Annotated in this window: 18 protein-coding genes; 5 read left to right on the top strand and 13 right to left on the bottom strand. The window is 64.2% G+C overall.

Going from position 1 to position 15784, the window contains the following annotated elements; genetic code table 11:
* Positions 1-69 precede the first annotated feature (69 nt).
* Together NKH06_RS04260 and NKH06_RS04255 are read left to right on the top strand one after the other, a co-directional pair.
* Positions 70-222, top strand: a complete 153-nt coding sequence (locus NKH06_RS04260; protein WP_352892347.1) for a DUF982 domain-containing protein — start codon at positions 70-72, stop codon at positions 220-222.
* 71 nt (positions 223-293) lie between these two features.
* The gene (locus NKH06_RS04255; protein ID WP_352892345.1) at positions 294-1295 is read left to right on the top strand and encodes an aldo/keto reductase; all 1002 of its coding nucleotides are present in this window, start codon (positions 294-296) and stop codon (positions 1293-1295) included.
* A gap of 57 nt (positions 1296-1352) precedes the next feature.
* On the opposite strand, the gene NKH06_RS04250 is transcribed toward NKH06_RS04255, so the two are convergent.
* The 7 genes from NKH06_RS04250 to NKH06_RS04220 all read right to left on the bottom strand — a co-directional run bounded on the left by NKH06_RS04250 (position 1353) and on the right by NKH06_RS04220 (position 7848).
* Positions 1353-1841, bottom strand: a complete 489-nt coding sequence (locus NKH06_RS04250) for a GNAT family N-acetyltransferase (protein WP_352892344.1) — start codon at positions 1839-1841, stop codon at positions 1353-1355.
* 108 nt (positions 1842-1949) lie between these two features.
* Positions 1950-2621 carry a glutathione S-transferase family protein gene (locus NKH06_RS04245; RefSeq protein WP_352722018.1) on the bottom strand — a complete coding sequence of 224 codons (672 nt, stop codon included), beginning with the start codon at positions 2619-2621 and terminating at the stop codon, positions 1950-1952.
* A gap of 147 nt (positions 2622-2768) precedes the next feature.
* Entirely contained in the window at positions 2769-4757 is a 1989-nt protein-coding gene (locus NKH06_RS04240; protein WP_352611189.1) for an AI-2E family transporter, read from the bottom strand.
* Between the two features lie 153 nt (positions 4758-4910).
* Positions 4911-5978, bottom strand: coding sequence for a D-alanine--D-alanine ligase family protein (locus NKH06_RS04235; protein WP_352774091.1), 1068 nt, complete (start codon positions 5976-5978; stop codon positions 4911-4913).
* A gap of 24 nt (positions 5979-6002) precedes the next feature.
* On the bottom strand, positions 6003-6620 hold the full coding sequence (locus NKH06_RS04230) for a cysteine peptidase family C39 domain-containing protein (protein WP_352774089.1): 618 nt from the start codon (positions 6618-6620) through the stop codon (positions 6003-6005).
* Between the two features lie 94 nt (positions 6621-6714).
* Positions 6715-7197: a hypothetical protein gene (locus NKH06_RS04225; RefSeq protein WP_352774087.1), complete on the bottom strand. Its 483-nt coding sequence runs from the start codon at positions 7195-7197 to the stop codon at positions 6715-6717.
* 222 nt (positions 7198-7419) lie between these two features.
* Positions 7420-7848: a VOC family protein gene (locus NKH06_RS04220; protein WP_352892342.1), complete on the bottom strand. Its 429-nt coding sequence runs from the start codon at positions 7846-7848 to the stop codon at positions 7420-7422.
* A 330-nt stretch (positions 7849-8178) separates the two neighbouring features.
* Here NKH06_RS04220 and NKH06_RS04215 point away from each other — a divergent pair, with 330 nt between their 5' ends.
* Positions 8179-8481 (top strand): hypothetical protein, encoded by a 303-nt coding sequence (locus NKH06_RS04215; RefSeq protein ID WP_352892340.1) that lies wholly within the window; start codon positions 8179-8181, stop codon positions 8479-8481.
* Here the strand turns inward: NKH06_RS04215 and NKH06_RS04210 are convergent.
* From NKH06_RS04210 to NKH06_RS04200, 3 genes are all read right to left on the bottom strand, one after another.
* Entirely contained in the window at positions 8458-9657 is a 1200-nt protein-coding gene (locus NKH06_RS04210) for an aminotransferase-like domain-containing protein (RefSeq protein ID WP_352892393.1), read from the bottom strand. The genes NKH06_RS04215 and NKH06_RS04210 overlap by 24 nt on opposite strands.
* A gap of 170 nt (positions 9658-9827) precedes the next feature.
* Entirely contained in the window at positions 9828-10280 is a 453-nt protein-coding gene (locus tag NKH06_RS04205) for a GNAT family N-acetyltransferase (RefSeq protein ID WP_352892338.1), read from the bottom strand.
* Between the two features lie 64 nt (positions 10281-10344).
* Positions 10345-11097, bottom strand: a complete 753-nt coding sequence (locus NKH06_RS04200) for a pyridoxamine 5'-phosphate oxidase family protein (RefSeq protein WP_352892336.1) — start codon at positions 11095-11097, stop codon at positions 10345-10347.
* Positions 11098-11132: 35 nt separating this feature from the next.
* On the opposite strand from NKH06_RS04200, the gene pdxR reads away from it, so the two are divergent.
* Positions 11133-12557 carry a MocR-like pyridoxine biosynthesis transcription factor PdxR gene (pdxR, locus tag NKH06_RS04195; RefSeq protein ID WP_352892335.1) on the top strand — a complete coding sequence of 475 codons (1425 nt, stop codon included), beginning with the start codon at positions 11133-11135 and terminating at the stop codon, positions 12555-12557.
* A 50-nt stretch (positions 12558-12607) separates the two neighbouring features.
* Here the strand turns inward: pdxR and NKH06_RS04190 are convergent, their stop codons facing one another.
* The gene (locus NKH06_RS04190) at positions 12608-13102 is read right to left on the bottom strand and encodes a hypothetical protein (RefSeq protein WP_352674218.1); all 495 of its coding nucleotides are present in this window, start codon (positions 13100-13102) and stop codon (positions 12608-12610) included.
* Between the two features lie 117 nt (positions 13103-13219).
* On the opposite strand from NKH06_RS04190, the gene NKH06_RS04185 reads away from it, so the two are divergent.
* Positions 13220-13819 (top strand): DUF922 domain-containing Zn-dependent protease, encoded by a 600-nt coding sequence (locus NKH06_RS04185; RefSeq protein ID WP_352892332.1) that lies wholly within the window; start codon positions 13220-13222, stop codon positions 13817-13819.
* Between the two features lie 81 nt (positions 13820-13900).
* On the opposite strand, the gene NKH06_RS04180 is transcribed toward NKH06_RS04185, so the two are convergent.
* A complete protein-coding gene (locus tag NKH06_RS04180; protein WP_352892331.1) occupies positions 13901-14959 on the bottom strand; it encodes a Gfo/Idh/MocA family protein in 1059 nt (352 codons plus the stop codon).
* 50 nt (positions 14960-15009) lie between these two features.
* Complete coding sequence (locus NKH06_RS04175; RefSeq protein WP_023813851.1) at positions 15010-15714, bottom strand: SDR family oxidoreductase; 705 nt, start codon at positions 15712-15714, stop codon at positions 15010-15012.
* Positions 15715-15784 lie beyond the last annotated feature (70 nt).

The raw sequence follows: 15784 nt of genomic DNA, 5'->3' as shown, positions 1-15784 counted from the left end.
GCCTGTGGCGGTTTCGGTCGGCGTCACCGGTTCCATCCACCATCTGTCCAATACACAGCAGGCATTGATTTGCTCACGACACATTGGCGTGACGCAGGCAGCCCGAAGCATCAGTCCGCGCTGCGCGCCTGCCGGCGGGCAACGAGCGGCGATGTCGCCCCCGACGTCGCCAGGGCGGCGCTCGTCGAGGCCGCGCGTGAAGCCCACATCCTGATCGAATAGAGTGTCGATTGAATCGGCCAACGTCGACGCGGCTGCTATAGTCGCGGCATCCCCTCCTTGGAGACTCCACCATGACCCTGAACACACGCAAACTCGGCAGCCAGGGGCTGCAGGTCTCGGCCATCGGCCTCGGCTGCATGGGCATGAGCCAGTCCTACGGCCCGGCCGACGAGGCCGAATCCATCGCCACGCTGCACCGTGCCATCGAACTCGGCTGCACCTTCCTCGACACCGCCGAGGTCTATGGCCCTTACGACAACGAAGCCCTGCTTGGCCGGGCGCTGAAGGGCAAGCGCGACCAGGTGACGATCGCCACCAAATTCGGCTTTCGCATCGAAAACGGCAAGCAGGTCGGAACCGACAGCCGGGCCGAACACATTCGAGAGGTCGTGGAAGCCTCGCTCGGCCGCCTCGGAACCGACCATATCGACCTCCTCTACCAGCATCGCGTCGACCCGGCGGTGCCGATGGAGGATGTCGCCGGGGCCGTAGGCGAACTCGTCGCGCAAGGCAAGGTGCGCTTCTTCGGCCTGTCGGAGGCGGGTGCGGCCAACATCCGCCGGGCGCATGCCGTGCATCCGGTGTCGGCCGTGCAGAGCGAGTATTCGCTGTGGGAGCGCAATCTGGAGCCAGAGATCATCCCGCTGCTCGGCGAACTCGGCATCGGCCTGGTGCCGTTCTCGCCGCTCGGCCGCGGTTTTCTCACCGGCCAGGTCAAGCGCGCGGAAGACTATCCCGACGGCGATTATCGCCGCAACGACCCGCGCTACCAGGGCGAAAACTACGACGCCAATGTCGATGCGGCCGCCAAGGTGAGCGACATCGCCGCTGTGCGCGGCGTCAAGCCCGGCCAGGTCGCGCTGGCCTGGCTGCTGGCGAAGGGCGACGGCTTTGGCATCGACATCGTGCCGATCCCCGGCACCAAGCGCACAAAATACCTGGAAGAGAACGTCGCCGCCGCCGCCATCAAACTCGATGCCGCCGAGATGGCCGCGCTCGACGCAGCGCTAGCGCCGGGAAAAGTCTCCGGCCCGCGCTACACCGAGCGGGGCATGGCGATGGTCGATCGGTAGGGGTGCCTGCTCCAGCGTCCGCGACAGTCTCGCCAAGGTCGTTCCGAATAGACAAGGCTACCGAAAGCCCAGATGCTTCCGATAGCAGTGGGTTTCCACGGTGAACCTGCCGGCGACATCGTCCGGCAGCCAAAGTGCGTCTTCGAAGGCGCGGCTCAAGCGCCACCCTTCGCGGGCATAAAATCTCTGCGCGCGGAGATTTCCCGCCGTGCAGAAAAGCTCGGCCTCAGCCACGCCTTGCTCGGACAAGAGATGCTCGGCGCGTGACAGCAGATCGCGGGCGGTCCCGCTTCCCCGTGCTTGCGGGCTTACATAGAGTTTCACCAGCTCCGCTCCGTTGATGGCGACGAAGCCAAGCAGTTCATCGGCTGCCGCCACATGGAATGCATCGGCGGATTGCTCCAGCCACAGCGAAAAATGCGCGGGCGTTCGGTACGCCAGGATTTCGGCCGGAACCAGATGCGCATGGGCATCATGCCAGCCCTGGTGCCACAGTTGCACGATCGCTGGCCGGTCGGCTTTTTGGGCTGGGCGAATTTCAAGCATTCCTCACCGCCTGCAAAAGTCTGGGATCTGCCGCGCCAGGGTCATTTGCCGCTTCCGGCATTTCCAAGAATTACAATCCGCTGCATCATCCCTGGCTTTGCGAACATCTCAGAGCGTTCGCGCCCCATGCCTGTCCAGCGTGCTCGGGGCGTTGACCGCAAATTGCGCAGCGAAAGCCCTGATGTAAGCGGGCCGAGCTTCACCGCGCGCCACATAGGCAGCAAGGTTTTGATATTCGTCCAAAATGCCCGACATTCTTAGTCGCAGCAGCACCGATACCATCAACAGATCGCCCGCGCTGAATGCATCGTCGAGCCACTCGGCGGCGCTCAGGCGAGCCGAGAGCCTGTCGAGACAGGCGCGAACACGATCCTTCACCAATGGCAAACGCTCCTCGCTCCAGGGCTTGTCAGCTTCGAATATCTTTGCCGTCGTTAATTCGAGGATCGGCGGCTCGACTGTGTTAAGTGCGGCAAACATCCAGGTGATCGCACGCGCGCGGGCATCGCGATCGCCGGGCAGCAGGCCCGCGTGCTGCTCGGCAAGATGAAGGATGATCGAGCCGGTCTCGAACAGTGAGAGAGAACCCTCCTCATAGGTGGGGATCTGGCCAAAGGGCTGGAGTGCCAGATGGCCAGGCGCCTTCATCTCCGCGAAGGAAACAAACCGAACCTCATAAGGCTGCCCTGCTTCTTCGAGCGCCCAGCGAACGCGCGTATCGCGCGCCAGTCCCTTGCCGCGATCGGGCGATCGCTTAAATGCCGTGATGGTGATTGTCATCGCATCGTTCCTGATTGGGTGAATTCTTCGGCTCCCTATCGTCAAGACGAATGGGCCTCCCGGAAATCGACATCGGTCTGAACTATTTTCCGCAATTCGTGCCTGGCTTGTCGACCCCGACACTGCCGAAGAAGGCAAAGGCAGGGCCTAACCCGCCGCTGCCGCCGTGACCTTCTTGGACGCGGCCCGCTGTCGCCGCATGCGCCGTTTGGCGACAAGCTTGAGCGCGACCGGCGGCTCGTTTGACAGCGCGCCCAGCACGGCGTCGACCATGCCATGCGCCACGAAATCCGCGTTCATGTCACGGGCCAGTTTGTCGGCCGTCTCCTTGTCCTCAGCAGCGGCCTCCGACCAGAACACGATTCCCACCCGAAGTGCGGCCTTCGCGCGCTTCAGCCGGCGAACCAGGAAACGGGCGTGCTTGACGGAATCCCGGTTCAGGAATCCGACCACGACGGTGTCGACGGTTTCGAGCTCAAGGCGGCGAATGCTGGCGGGCTCCATATCCGCAAAGCCGGCTTTCGATACCGTCGCGCCCTGGACCTCCAGCACCTGCGCCAGCATCGCGGCGGCGGCGTCGTCGAGTTCGCCACGCCCACCGGCGCAAAGCACGGACATATCCGTGCCATCGGGCAGGTCGGTCTTCTCGTCCTCTCCGTTGGGATCGCCATCGTCGCTCGCCTCTGCGGCCACGGGCGGCTCCTCCTCCTCGCCTGCCTCCTCCTGCGCGCTGTCGTCGAGATTGGCGACCAGCATCAGGGCACTGGCCGCCACCTGCCGCCTTTGCAAATCGCCCATGACGCCGCGCACACGGTCTTGTTCGCCCAGCAGAAGCGCCGGAATGGCCACCTTGTCGTAGAATTCGACCAGATATTTCTCCTCCAGCATCTCCTCGGCATGGTCGGTGGCTTCTTCCGGATCGCCGGCCAGCAGCCGCTGGTACAGGCGCGCATGGGGTTCGAGCACGGGCTCGTTGCCGAACAGAACGTCGAGAAATTCAAACTGCGGCACGTGTCTGCCCAGCACCACCAGGCAGACCGTGAGCGGTGTCGACAAGATCAGCCCGAGCGGCCCCCAAAGCCACGTCCAGAAAATCGCCGCGACGATGATCGCCAGCGGCGACAGTCCTGTCCGCGAACCGTAGAGCCAGGGTTCGATGACATTGCCGGTGATCAGCTCCATCACCACGAACAGGGCGGCCGTCCACAGCACGAGCGACCAGCCCGGCGCAACGGCCAGCGCCAGGAACAGCGGCAAAAGCATGCCTATGATCGGGCCGATATAGGGCACGAAACGCAGCGCCAGCGCCAGCAGCCCCCACAGCAGCGCATTGGGAATACCGAGAGCCCAGAGCCCGATCGCGATCGGTACGGCGTAGACGATGTTGACGACCAATTGCATCAACAGATAGCGGCCCACCCGCTTGGCGGCATCCTGAAGCGCCTCGGTGGTGCGGTGGAGGTCGCCGTAGCCGACAAGCCGGATGAAGCGGTCGCGCAGATCCTCCCGCTCGAGCAGCATGAAGATGACGACGACAATGATCAGCCCGGCCGACCCAAGCGGGCTGATCAGCGGCCCGACGATGTTCTGCAGGACCTGGAGCGGCCTTTCGCGCGCGACGATCTCGACCGGCACCGGCTCGCGCGGCGGCTTTTCCGGGGTGGCAGCCGGCAGCGAGGGGTCCTGCCTGTCGATCTCCTGGCCGACCCGCTCGACCACCTTGCTCAGTCTGGCAAGGATCCCGCCCCCCACCCCGGTTTCCTTGAGCGAGCGGATCTTGGTCAGGATGTTGGTCTGGTAGACCGGGATGTTCTGCGCCAGTTCGCTGACCTGCGTGGCGACGATGAAGGAGAACAGGCCAAGGGCCGCGAAAGCGCCGAGCACGCTGGCAATGACGGCGGCAATCCGGGGGATACCGACCTTTTTAAGAGCTGAGACAAGCGGCGCCAGGGCGAAGGTCAGCAGCAGCGCGATCGCGATGGGCAGGAAAACCTCGCGCCCGAAATACAGTGCCGCCACTGTCGTGACGATGGCCGCCACATTGGGCAATGAGGTTCGCGGATGAAGCGCGGCCGCTGAAAGGGCGTCCCCCGGCCCATCAGCCGGAGACGCCGTGCCGTTTCGACGATTGGCCACGTGATGCCTCCCTGCCAAATGCCATGATCGGGCATATAGAGCCGACGTGCAACTTTAGCCAACGGTGAAATACACCTCACTCAACAGGCAATGATCCGGCCCGCGTCGGCCGCTCTCAACGCGCGGAATGGAAGTCAGGCTCGCTCGTTCGGATCAGCGCGCCGCATGCCTGGCCAGCGCGTGCTCGATCAGCACGTCGATGGTTTGGCTGTAGCCGATGCCTGATGCCGCCAGCGCCTTGGCGTACATCGAGATGTCGGTGAATCCGGGAATGGTGTTGACCTCGTTGACGAGCAGGCTGCCATCGGCGCGCAGAAAGAAATCGACGCGCGCCATGGCTTCGCAGCCAAGCGCCTGGAATGCCCGCCGCGCCATATCCCTGGCCTTCTCGGCCACATCGGCCGGGATATCGGCGGGCACCTTGACCAACGCGCCGTCGGCATCGAGATATTTGGCCTCATAGGTGTAGAAGCCATGCTTGCCGGCCGGAATGATCTCGCCGGGCAGCGACACCGTCAGCGACCCGTCGGCGCGCTCCAGCACCGAGAACTCGATCTCGCGGCCCTCGACGAATTCCTCGATCAACACTTTGCCGTCGTAGCGGAAAGCCGTGTCGATGGCCTGCTCGAAGCCGTCCCTGTCATTCACCTTGCTGACCCCGAAGGACGAGCCCTGGCGCGCCGGCTTGGCGAAGAACGGCAGGCTGAGCATCCCGGCAATCTCCTGGAAGGAATGCTTGCCGTTTCGATGCACGGTGACGGAGCGGGCAACCGCCAATCCCGCCTCGCGCATCAGCCGCTTGGCGACATCCTTGTCCATGGCGGCGGCCGAGGCGAGGATGCCGCAGCCGACATAGGCGACATCGGCGACCTCGGCATAGCCCTGCACCGAGCCGTTCTCGCCGAACGGCCCGTGCAGCACCGGGAACACGACGTCGATGGGGGGCAGGTCAGGCCGCGTACCGTCCGGCGACACGGCAGCCAGCCGGCCCTTGCCGCCGGGCAACAATGCAACCTCCGGGCCGTCTTCGGATGCCGGCGCCCCTGCCGCGTCATCAAGTTGTTGCAGCAGCCATCTGCCGCTTCGCGAAATAGCGATCGGCACGATGTCGTAGCGCGTCCGGTCGATCGCCTTCAGCACATTGGCGGCCGACAGGCGCGACACGTCATGCTCGGCCGAACGCCCGCCATAGAGGATGGCCACTCTTGTCTTACCGGTCATCGAAATCCCTCGACTGTCAAAAAATCAAATGGCGACGGCAATGCCGCGATTGGCGAAGAAGCGATCGAAATCGGCCGGCGCCAACACTGCGTCTGCCTGTGTGGCGGGGTCATGGCCGGACGGGTTGTGGAAGCGGAAACCCTGGTTGGATGCCGCCGTGACCAACACCAGATGACCGCCCTTCGAGGGCGGCTCGCGCTCGGGCCAGCGGATCGAACTGCTGACCGACGCGATGAAGAAGCGCGTCCGCTGCATGATCACCGGAATCTCCGCTGTCGCGATATTGGTCATCACCTCGGCGCGCAGGCCGAAGGCTTCCTTCACGAAGCTGACGAAGGGCGCGTAGACCAGCCCCTTGATCGATCCCCCGTTGACGACATAGCCGCCATATAAGGTGCAGCGCCTGGCAAGCTCGATCGTCGGCACGATCTCGCCGCGGCTTGCCAGGATCATCTTCAGGCACGCCATGCCGCAGATGTTGGCCGCCCAGACCGCATACTCATCGAGGGTTTCCGCCCCGGATCGCCTCCACAGCGGATCGCGCCTGAGCGCAACATCCGCGCCGTCGGCGAGCACGTCCAGCGTCAGGTCGGGCGTCTCCCACTGGCTGAAAAACGGCACGGTTTCAGGCAATGGGTTCATGCGGTCTCCTCGGGCGGCTGGCTCCATCTCGTATACGAGGATACGAGATGGATGAAAAGCCGCTTAGCTCGTTTGGCGAGCCGTGCGCCGCCGCCTACTCGACCTTCGTCCAACCGAAAACCAGCCATGCATATTTCGATTTTTCGTCGGGTTCGACAGTGTAGGTCATCTGCATGTCGCCGTCCTTGGCGTAGATATCCAGCCGGGGCGCGGTCTCCAGCTTGAGCCACGCCGAACTCTTGCTGAAGGACCAGGTTCCGCACCAGACGCAAGGCTCCGAAGTCGGATCACCCGGCTGATGGAAATTGTAGCGGCCGTCCGCCGTGATCTCCAGATAGTCGAACGCCCCGTAAAACGCCGTCACCGTCTGCTGGAATTCATTGGCGGCCGCTTCCTGTTCCGGTGTCGGCGCATCCTTCATATCGCGCGGCGGCCGGATGGCCCCACCGTTCAGTTTCCATTTGCCGACAAAATCCTTCTGGGTCGGAAGATATTCCTCCTGCGCCTGCGCCGATGAAACATAAGCAAAAGGTGATATACTTGTGAGGCCAACGGCCCCGATCGCAAATAAAAGCATGGCGGCACAGATCGCCCTTGTTGGGTTTTGCATAAAAAATATATCTCCACGGGGGTAAGGGGAGTTTTATTGAGGATTTTGCAGCGCGCGTTGCTTCGATACCGATTCCCGCTCGCCATTTGCACGGTTAGCATCGTGGCCACCAATCTGGCAACGCAAAGCAGCCTCTCTCTCCAGCATCGCCCATGCGCCCGCGATCCCGGCCGGCTGAATATCGGCAGCTTAGAAGGTGATCTTCACCGAAGCGGCGCTGCGACTATGCGGCCCGTGATGGACGGCCTCGATGTTGTTGCCATCGGGATCGAGCAGGAAGGCGGCGTAATAGCCAGGGTGATAGGGCCGTTCGCCCGGTGCGCCATTGTCCGTGCCGCCAGCCGCCAGCCCGGCCTTGTAGAAGACATCGACCATGGCGTGGTCCTTTGCCTGGAAAGCCAGGTGATGGCGGCCGGTGAGTTTTCCCTGTGCGGCCCGGCTGTCGGCAGTGGAGACAAACAGCTCGTCGGCCCAGAAAAAGTCGGCGCCGCTGCCGCCAATCGGGACATCGAGCGCCTGCAGGACCGCCTCGTAGAAACGCCGGCTGGCCGCAAGGTCCCTGACCACCAGTTGGATGTGGTCGATGAGCCGGCCGCGATTCAATTCCTGGGTTTCCATGAAAACGCCTCCTCGTGTGGGTTCGAATTTAGGTTCGGACAGGGCGTCGTCAATGCGGATACTCCTTCCGTCCAGCAAACAAAAGGCCCGCTGGGAGGGGATCCAGCGGGCCTTTGGAAAGCGTATCTAGCCTTCAGAGGTCTGAGGGGGGATCAGACCTGGTAAGAACCTTTGTTGGCCGCGGAGGTTCCACCCGAACAAAAAAATTGCCGATGGCCGGTCGAAACCGCGGAATTCGAGCGGTGGAGGCGATTTCTTTCGCGAGACCACTCTCAGTTTGGAACTTTCCGCTCGCAACCGGGTTTGGTGGCGCGGTGGGAGGAATTGCGATTGGATTGTTTTCAGAGGCTCGAAGCGCTTGTCGACAGCGCAGGTGTCGACGATATCGAGGAAGCAACCGCTCTGCTGCGCCGGTTCAAGGGCAGGTCGCGCGAGGTCGCGGCAGCCATAGATGAGTTCATGCTCGATTTCATGACGTTGGTCTTCGTCGTCGAACACGGCGAAGAAGGTTTCGAAAAGCCGGTCCGCAAGCTCGCTCGCACCAGGCTTTCAAAGCTTGAGCGGCTGGTGACTGTAACGGCGCAGGCAAAGCCGGCTTCCGGTGCCGGCCTATCCCTTCAGGATGGCGGCTAGCCTGGGAATGCCTTCGCTCACCGCGCGCCGGTCGGCGAGCGTGAAGGACAGCCGCAGCGTGTTGCGCCCGGTGCCGTCGGCGTAAAAGGCGCTGCCCGGCACGAAGGCCACCCGCGCCTCCTTGACCGCCCGCGCCAGAAGCTCGGTGGCGTCGGCCCGTTCCGGCAGCGTCACCCAGACGAACATGCCGCCTTCCGGATGGCTCCAGGTCACGCCTTCCGGCATGTTGGCTTCCAGTGCCGAGAGCAGCCCGTCGCGGCGCTCGCGATAGGCGCCGATAAGTTTTTCCACCTGGCCGTCGAACACGGCTTCGGCGACGCGATGCATCACCACCTGGTTGATCGACGGGCTGTGCAGGTCGGAGGCCTGCTTCATCAGCACCAGCTTCTCGACGATTTGGCGCGGCGCGCACACCCAACCGACCCGCATGCCCGGCGACAGGATCTTCGAGAACGAGCCGCAATAGAGCGTGCGCGCCTTGTCGATACCGCCGGACCTGATGCAGTCGAGCGCCAGGATCGGCGGCTCGCCTTCGCCGTCATAGCGCAGCGCGCGATAGGCGGCATCCTCGATGACGGCGATGTCGAGTTCGCCGGCAAGGTCGAGCACCGCCTCGCGCTGCTCACGGTTCAGCGTGTTGCCGGTCGGGTTGGCGAAATCCGGCACCAGATAGGCGAATTTGGCCTTGCCGCCATTTGCAGCCGCCGCCGCGCGATAGGCATCGGGCGTCATGTTGCCGCCGGCCGGGGTCAGCCGATCGTAACGAGGCTCATAGGCGTTGAAAGCCTGCAGCGCGCCCAGATAGGTCGGCCACGTCACCAGCGCGGTATCGCCCGGCGACAGGAACAGTTTGCCGAGATAATCCAGCGCCTGCTGCGAGCCGGAGGTGATGAAGATGTTGGCCTCGTCACAGGCGACGCCGAGCTTGCCCATCTGCCCGGCGAGCCAGCGCCGCAACGGCAGATAGCCTTCCGAGACCTGGTACTGCAGCGCCGCACCCGCCTCGGCGCCGCCGAGCACCGAAGCATAGGCGTCGCGGATCGCCTCGGCCGGGAACAGCGCGGGATCGGGAATACCGCCGGCGAACGAGATTATGTCTGGCTGGTCGAGCAGCTTCAGGAGCTCGCGGATTTCGGACGCTTTCATGCGCGACGAGCGCGAGGCCAACAGATTCATAAGGGTCACGACACGCCTCCCCAGACGCTGCAATATAGGTCAACTTGACTGACCTATATCCCCTCTTAGTCGCGAGTTGAAGTATGCCTGAACGATTTCCCGAATGCGCCAGCGGTGGCGCGATGCTCGAACGCCGCGAGCCGTTCCACAAAAAGTGTGCAGCCGCCCGCCTATAGGCTCTTCTTGTAGCCGAGATGGCTACCGGTAAAGCCGAGGCTTTCGTAAAAGCGGTGCGCGTCCGCCCGCCCTTTGTCGGTGGTTAACTGGACGAGGCTGCAGCCCCGCGCCCGGCACGCGTCGATCGCCCATTCGATCATCAGCCTGCCGACGCCCCCCGAGCGTCGGTGGCCGGCAACCCGAACCGCCTCGATCTGCCCGCGCCACGCGCCCTTGCGCGACAGGCCCGCAAGGAAAGATATCTGCAGGGTGCCGATCACCTCGCCGCCATCCACGGCCACCGCCAGCAGTTGATTGGGATCGGCGTCGATGGCGTTGAAAGCGTCGATATAGCCTTGCGCCAGCGGCAAGGAAGCGTCCTCGCGGCCGGCGCCAAGCGGATCGTCGGCCAGCATCGCGACGATATCAGGCAGGTCGGAGGCCTGCGCACGGCGGAAGGTGATCATTGTGTCGAGATATCGCGAGGCGGCGGCAGCGGCAAGATTTGAATACACTCCCACCAGGCGCTGGCTAAACTTTGCCCTCATACGCTCTCTGCGCCCGCGTCAGCGCCTCATCGAGCCTCGCACCCTCGGCATATCTAGCCAGGTTTTGCGGCCGCACCGTCCCAGGCAGCAGCCTCGGACACGGCTCGGCGGCGCCGACCACCATCCGCACCGGGATGACGCCGGCCCACACCGGATGCCCGTAATCCTCCTCGTCGTCGGCGACGCCCTTGGCGCGCACCTTCGACGACGCTTCTTCGATGCGCATGCCGATCACCGTCGTCGCCTTGGCCTCCTGCACCGAGATCGGCCGCAGGGTCTCGCTCCGGCCGGGGTAGAAGCGGTCGACGACGCCGGCCAGCGCCTTCAGTTTCTCTTCAGGCTCATCGATGATCCGCGCCGTGCCGAAACACATCGCCGAGCGGTAATTGGCGGAATGGTTGAAGCCCGAGCGCGCCAGCACCAGCCCGTCGAGATGCGACACCGTCAGACACGCCGGCGTGCCGCCGCGCAGATTGCGCAGCATGCGGCTGGCCGACGAGCCGTGCCAGTAGAGCATGTCGTCCTCGCGCCAGTGGATGGTCGGCGTGCAATAGGGCTGGCTGTCGAACGTATAGGCGACATGGCACAGCAGCCCGGCATCCAGCACCGCGAAGACTGCCGCATGGTCGTAGCTACCGCGCTCGTGCAGGCGCTTGACGCGGTTGCGGCTGGTGGTCGGAAAGCTGGCTGGCGTGTCGTTCACGGCTTGCATCCTTGGTTGTTGTCTGCCAACCATGCGCCATGACATTGGTTGATAAAAGAACCAATCTGATGAAGAAAAAACAGACCAATTTTCCGGATTGGTCGGCGCTGATCCCGGTCCTGCCGGGCGACGGCCCGCGCAGCCGTGAACTATATGCGGCGCTGCGGCGGCTGATCGAGACCGGCGCGCTGGCCGCCGGGGCGAAACTGCCGACCACCCGGGATCTCGCACAGCGCTTCGGCCTGTCGCGTTCGGCGGCGGTTGCCTGTTTCGAAATCCTGATCTCGGAGGGGTTTGCGGTTGCCAAGGTCGGCGCCGGCACCTTCGTCGCGCCTGACGTGCCGCATCTGCCGACAGCACTGGTCAAGCCGCGTCCGCCGGAGATCGACGCGGCGACCTCGCTGCCTTGCGGCCTTGGCGTGGCGGTGTCGGATCCGCGCACGCTCGATATGTTTCGCATCCTGTTGTCGCGCCACCTCGCCCGCCCCGGACCGGAGCATTTTCGCTATGGCGACCCGCGCGGCGGCCTGCCGCTGCGCACGGCAATTGCAACTTATCTCAGGACCGCACGCGGCGTGCGCTGCGACGCCGGCCAGATCGTGCTGACTTCGGGCACGCAGCAGGGGCTGGATCTTCTGGTGCGTGCCGCGCTCAGCCCCGGCGATGCCGTCTGGATCGAAAACCCCTGTTACCCGATGGCGCAGGCCGTGCTGGCCGGCAGCGGCGCCAGGGTTTTCGGGGTACCGGTCGACGCGGAAGGGCTCGATCCCGAGATCGGCGAAAGCCTGTGCTCCAAGGCGCGCGCGGCCTATGTCACGCCCTCGCATCAATATCCGCTCGGCGTGACGATGACGATGCGCCGCCGTCTCGCTTTGCTCGACTGGGCGCGGCGCAACGATGCCTGGATCATCGAGGACGACTACGACAGCGAGTTCCGCTATGCCGGCCCACCGCTGACCTCGCTGCAGGGCATGGACGGTTCAGGCCGTGTCGCCTATCTCGGCACCTTCTCGAAAATCCTCTTCCCCGGCCTGCGCATCGGCTATGTCGTGGTGCCCGAAGCGCTGCTCGATGCCGTGATGGCGGTCAGGGCGCGCTCCGACCGCTTCCCCTCGACGCTGGCCGAAGGCGCGCTGACCGACCTGTTGAACGAAGGCCATTTCGCCGCCCATCTCAGGCGCGTGCGCCGCCGCGTCCAGGCCGCGCGCGACGTGCTGGTCGCCGGCCTCGAGGCGCATTGCGGCGATGCCCTCGAAGTAACCGTGCCCGAACAGGGGTTGCATCTGATGGCGACGCTGAAGCGCGCCGGTCCTGACACCGCGATCGTCGAGGCGGCGAAGGCGGCGGGTGTCGGCGCCAGGGCCTTGTCCTCGATGTTCATCGGCGGGGCGCCCCGGCAAGGTCTGGTGCTGGGTTTTTCGGGGTTTTCGGATGAGGAGCTGATGGCCGCGACGGCGCGACTGGGTGGGGTGGTTCGGCAGCAAGCCCGGTGAGCCAACGAGAACCGCCTCATTCCTGCGCCGGCATCGAACACTAGAGCCCCTCAATCCCCATCCGCTGGCCCGGCCTTGCCGCACTGCGCCAGCACCTTGCCGATGGCCGCGCTCGACCCCTTCAGTGGAAAGCTGATCTCGCCATATTTGGCCGCACTGACGCTGACATCGCCCTTCCCGCGCAACAGGTCGAGCAGCGGATCGGCTTTCGCCAGGTTGACCACGAAGTAATTGTACATGGCCTCCAGCTGCAGCGTCCTGGTCACCGTCTTGCCGTCGGCCTTGAACGCGAACGAACCGCTGATGCCAGGTTCCAGCTGCTGGCCGGTGGCACCGAGATCGTAGCTCAGCACCGGCGTGTCGAAACAGGTGAGCATCAGATGCGCATCGCCTTTCGGCCCGCCGCAGACCGAAGCCGTCAGCACGCTGCCGCCCTCGTCTTCCTCCATCTTCGCACTCCAGCCGTTGCACGACGCGGCAAACGCCGGCTGCGCGGCCTGCAGGACCGCAACCGCACCGACGACGACGAGATGTCCAGCTCTCATGACTCCCCCCAATTGACTGCCTCCAGGGCATTTGCAGCGCCCGTCGGCAGCATATAGGAAAAGCGATCCGATGGCATTGCCCTTGCGGCAGCCGGTCCTGTTTCGCGGAGAGTTGGATTGAGAGCCTGCGTTCGCCTGTGTCTGTCCTTTGCCGCCCTGCTGGCCTCGCCGCTCACCGCTCATGCCGAGTGGAAGCTGGTCGAGAAGATCGAGCCCTACGCGATCTCGGGCCAGTCCGGCGCCGAACTCTACCGCTCGATCGGCGAGAAAGGGCCAAAGCTCGGCATTGCCCGTGCCATCGCCTACACCAATTTCAAGCTGACCTGGGGGCTAAGGGACTACAAGCCCAGGGGCAAGGACTGCGTGCTGACGGCCGGGCGGCCGAAGCTGATCGTCACCTACACTCTGCCAAGACCCTCCGGCTCCCTGCCCCCCGCCGTCCAGAAGAACTGGGAAACCTTCATCGCCGGCGTCGCCGCCCATGAGAAGGTGCATGGCGCCAGCATGGTCCAGATGGTCCACGATATCCAAGCCGCTACGGACGGCCTGACCGTCGCCGAAGATCCCAAATGCAGCAAGACCAGGGCCGAGGTGGTCAAGCGGCTCGACGCGATCTCGAAGGCGCGGGTGCAGGCAAGCCGCGATTTCGACCGCGTCGAATTCGGCAGTGGCGGCAATTTGCAGAAACTGGTTTTTTCGCTCGTAACCGGCCCCTGACTGGCGCAGCCTCCAATCCGAAGTTGGCGGCAGTGCTATCTCGACCGCTGGCGCTCGCGCTCTCCGCCGCTTCGCCCCAGCTCACCGCGTTTCCGCACTCGCCCGCAGCTCCGCGCGCTTCTCGTCCGATACCACTGCCAGATCCAGCACCTGCTGCAATTCGGCGGCATGGCGGAAGGACGGTTCGGCTTGCACGCAGGATCGCACTGCGTCAGTGAAACGCTGGTAGTTGGTCGGCACCGTGCCGGCGTCGAGCTCTTCCCATATAGCGTTCTCGACGTTTTCGCCGATGCAGGCCTTGAGCGTCGAACCATCGAGATTGTGCACCACTTCGATGCCCCCCTTCTCGCCATAGATGCGCAGACGCAGCTCGTTGAGATGGCCTGTTGCCCAGCGGCTGGCATGCACCACGCCGAAGGCGCCGTTGGAAAAGTCCAGCGTCATGGCGAAGCTGTCATTGGCGTCGAGCCCGTAGTCGCCGATGCGGTTGCCGGGCGCCTTGTCGAAGGCGCGCAGCCGGCAGAAGACATGGTCGATGTCGACCGCGGCGCCATAGCTGGCGAAATCGAGGATGTGGATGCCGACATCGCCAAGCACGCCATTCGAGCCGTGGCCGCGCGACAGGCGCCACAGCCATTTCGGATCGGTGCGCCAGTCGCCCCAGAATTTCGACACCAGCCAACTTTGCAGATAGGACGCCTCGACATGCCTGACCATGCCGATCTCGCCCGCCTGCACCATCTGGCGAGCCTTCTGCAGCGCGGCGACGTTGCGATAGGTCAGGTTCACCATGTTGACGATGCCGGCGGCCTCGGCGGCGTCGGCCATCTCGGTCGCCTTGCCGAAGTTTTCGGCCAGCGGCTTCTCGCACAACACCGGCTTGCCGGCGGCGATCAGCGTCATGGTGGTCGGGTGATGGATGCGGTCGGGCGTGACATTGGCCACCGCGTCGAACTCGCCCCATGCCAGCGCCTCATCCAGCGCGGTAAAGCGGTTGGGAATGTCAAAGCTGTCGGCGAACTCGCCGACCCGGGCCGGATCGACATCGACCGCGCCGACAATGTCGACGCCGTCGATGGCGATGAAGCGCCGCGCATGTTCCTGCGCCATCCAGCCGGTGCCGAGTATCAAAAGCCGCATTCTTTGCTCCTTGGGGTGAGATGCCGGAGTCCCCCTCCCGATCGACGCCCTCAAATAGCGCGGATAATGCCGCCGTCGACCCGGATGTTCTGGCCGGTGATATAGCCGGCGCCTTCCGAAGCCAGGAAGGCGATGGTCGCGGCGATCTCTTCCGAGGTGCCGTAGCGCTGCATCGGCACGCTGTCGCGGCGCTCCTCGGTGGCCGGCAGGCTGTCGATCCAGCCGGGCAGCACATTGTTCATGCGTACATTGTCAGCGGCATAGGTGTTGGCGAAGATCTTGGTGTAGGCGGCAAGCCCGGCGCGGAACACGGCGGACGTCGGGAACATCGGGCTCGGCTCGACCACCCAGGCGGTCGAGATGTTGATGATGGCGCCGCCCTTCTGCTTGACCATCTGCGGCGCCACGATGCGCACCGGACGGATGACGTTCAGCAGATAGACATCCATGCCGGTGTGCCATTGCTCGTCGGTGATTTCGAGGATCGGCGCGCGCGGCCCGTGGCCGCCGCTGTTGACCAGCACGTCGATGCGGCCAAAGCGCTCCAGCGTCAGGTCGACGAGGCGCTGTAAATCTTCATTGGATTGGTTGGAGCCGGTGACGCCGAGCCCGCCCAATTCCCCAGCCAGCGCCTCGCCTTTTCCGGAAGACGAAAGGATGGCGACCTTGAAGCCGTCCGCCGCCAGCCGCTTGGCCGCCGCCGCACCCATGCCGCTGCCGCCGGCCACCACCACAGCTACTTTTTCTACACTCATCGGATTTTCCTCTCAGGGTTGGCGGGCACCGCAAACGGTGTTTTCGGGAGTTGAACGTCGATATAGCTGG

This window comes from Mesorhizobium sp. M1342 (genome assembly GCF_040317955.1).
Taxonomy (GTDB): Bacteria; Pseudomonadota; Alphaproteobacteria; order Rhizobiales; family Rhizobiaceae; genus Mesorhizobium.
This window is presented reverse-complemented; position numbering and strand designations above follow the sequence as displayed.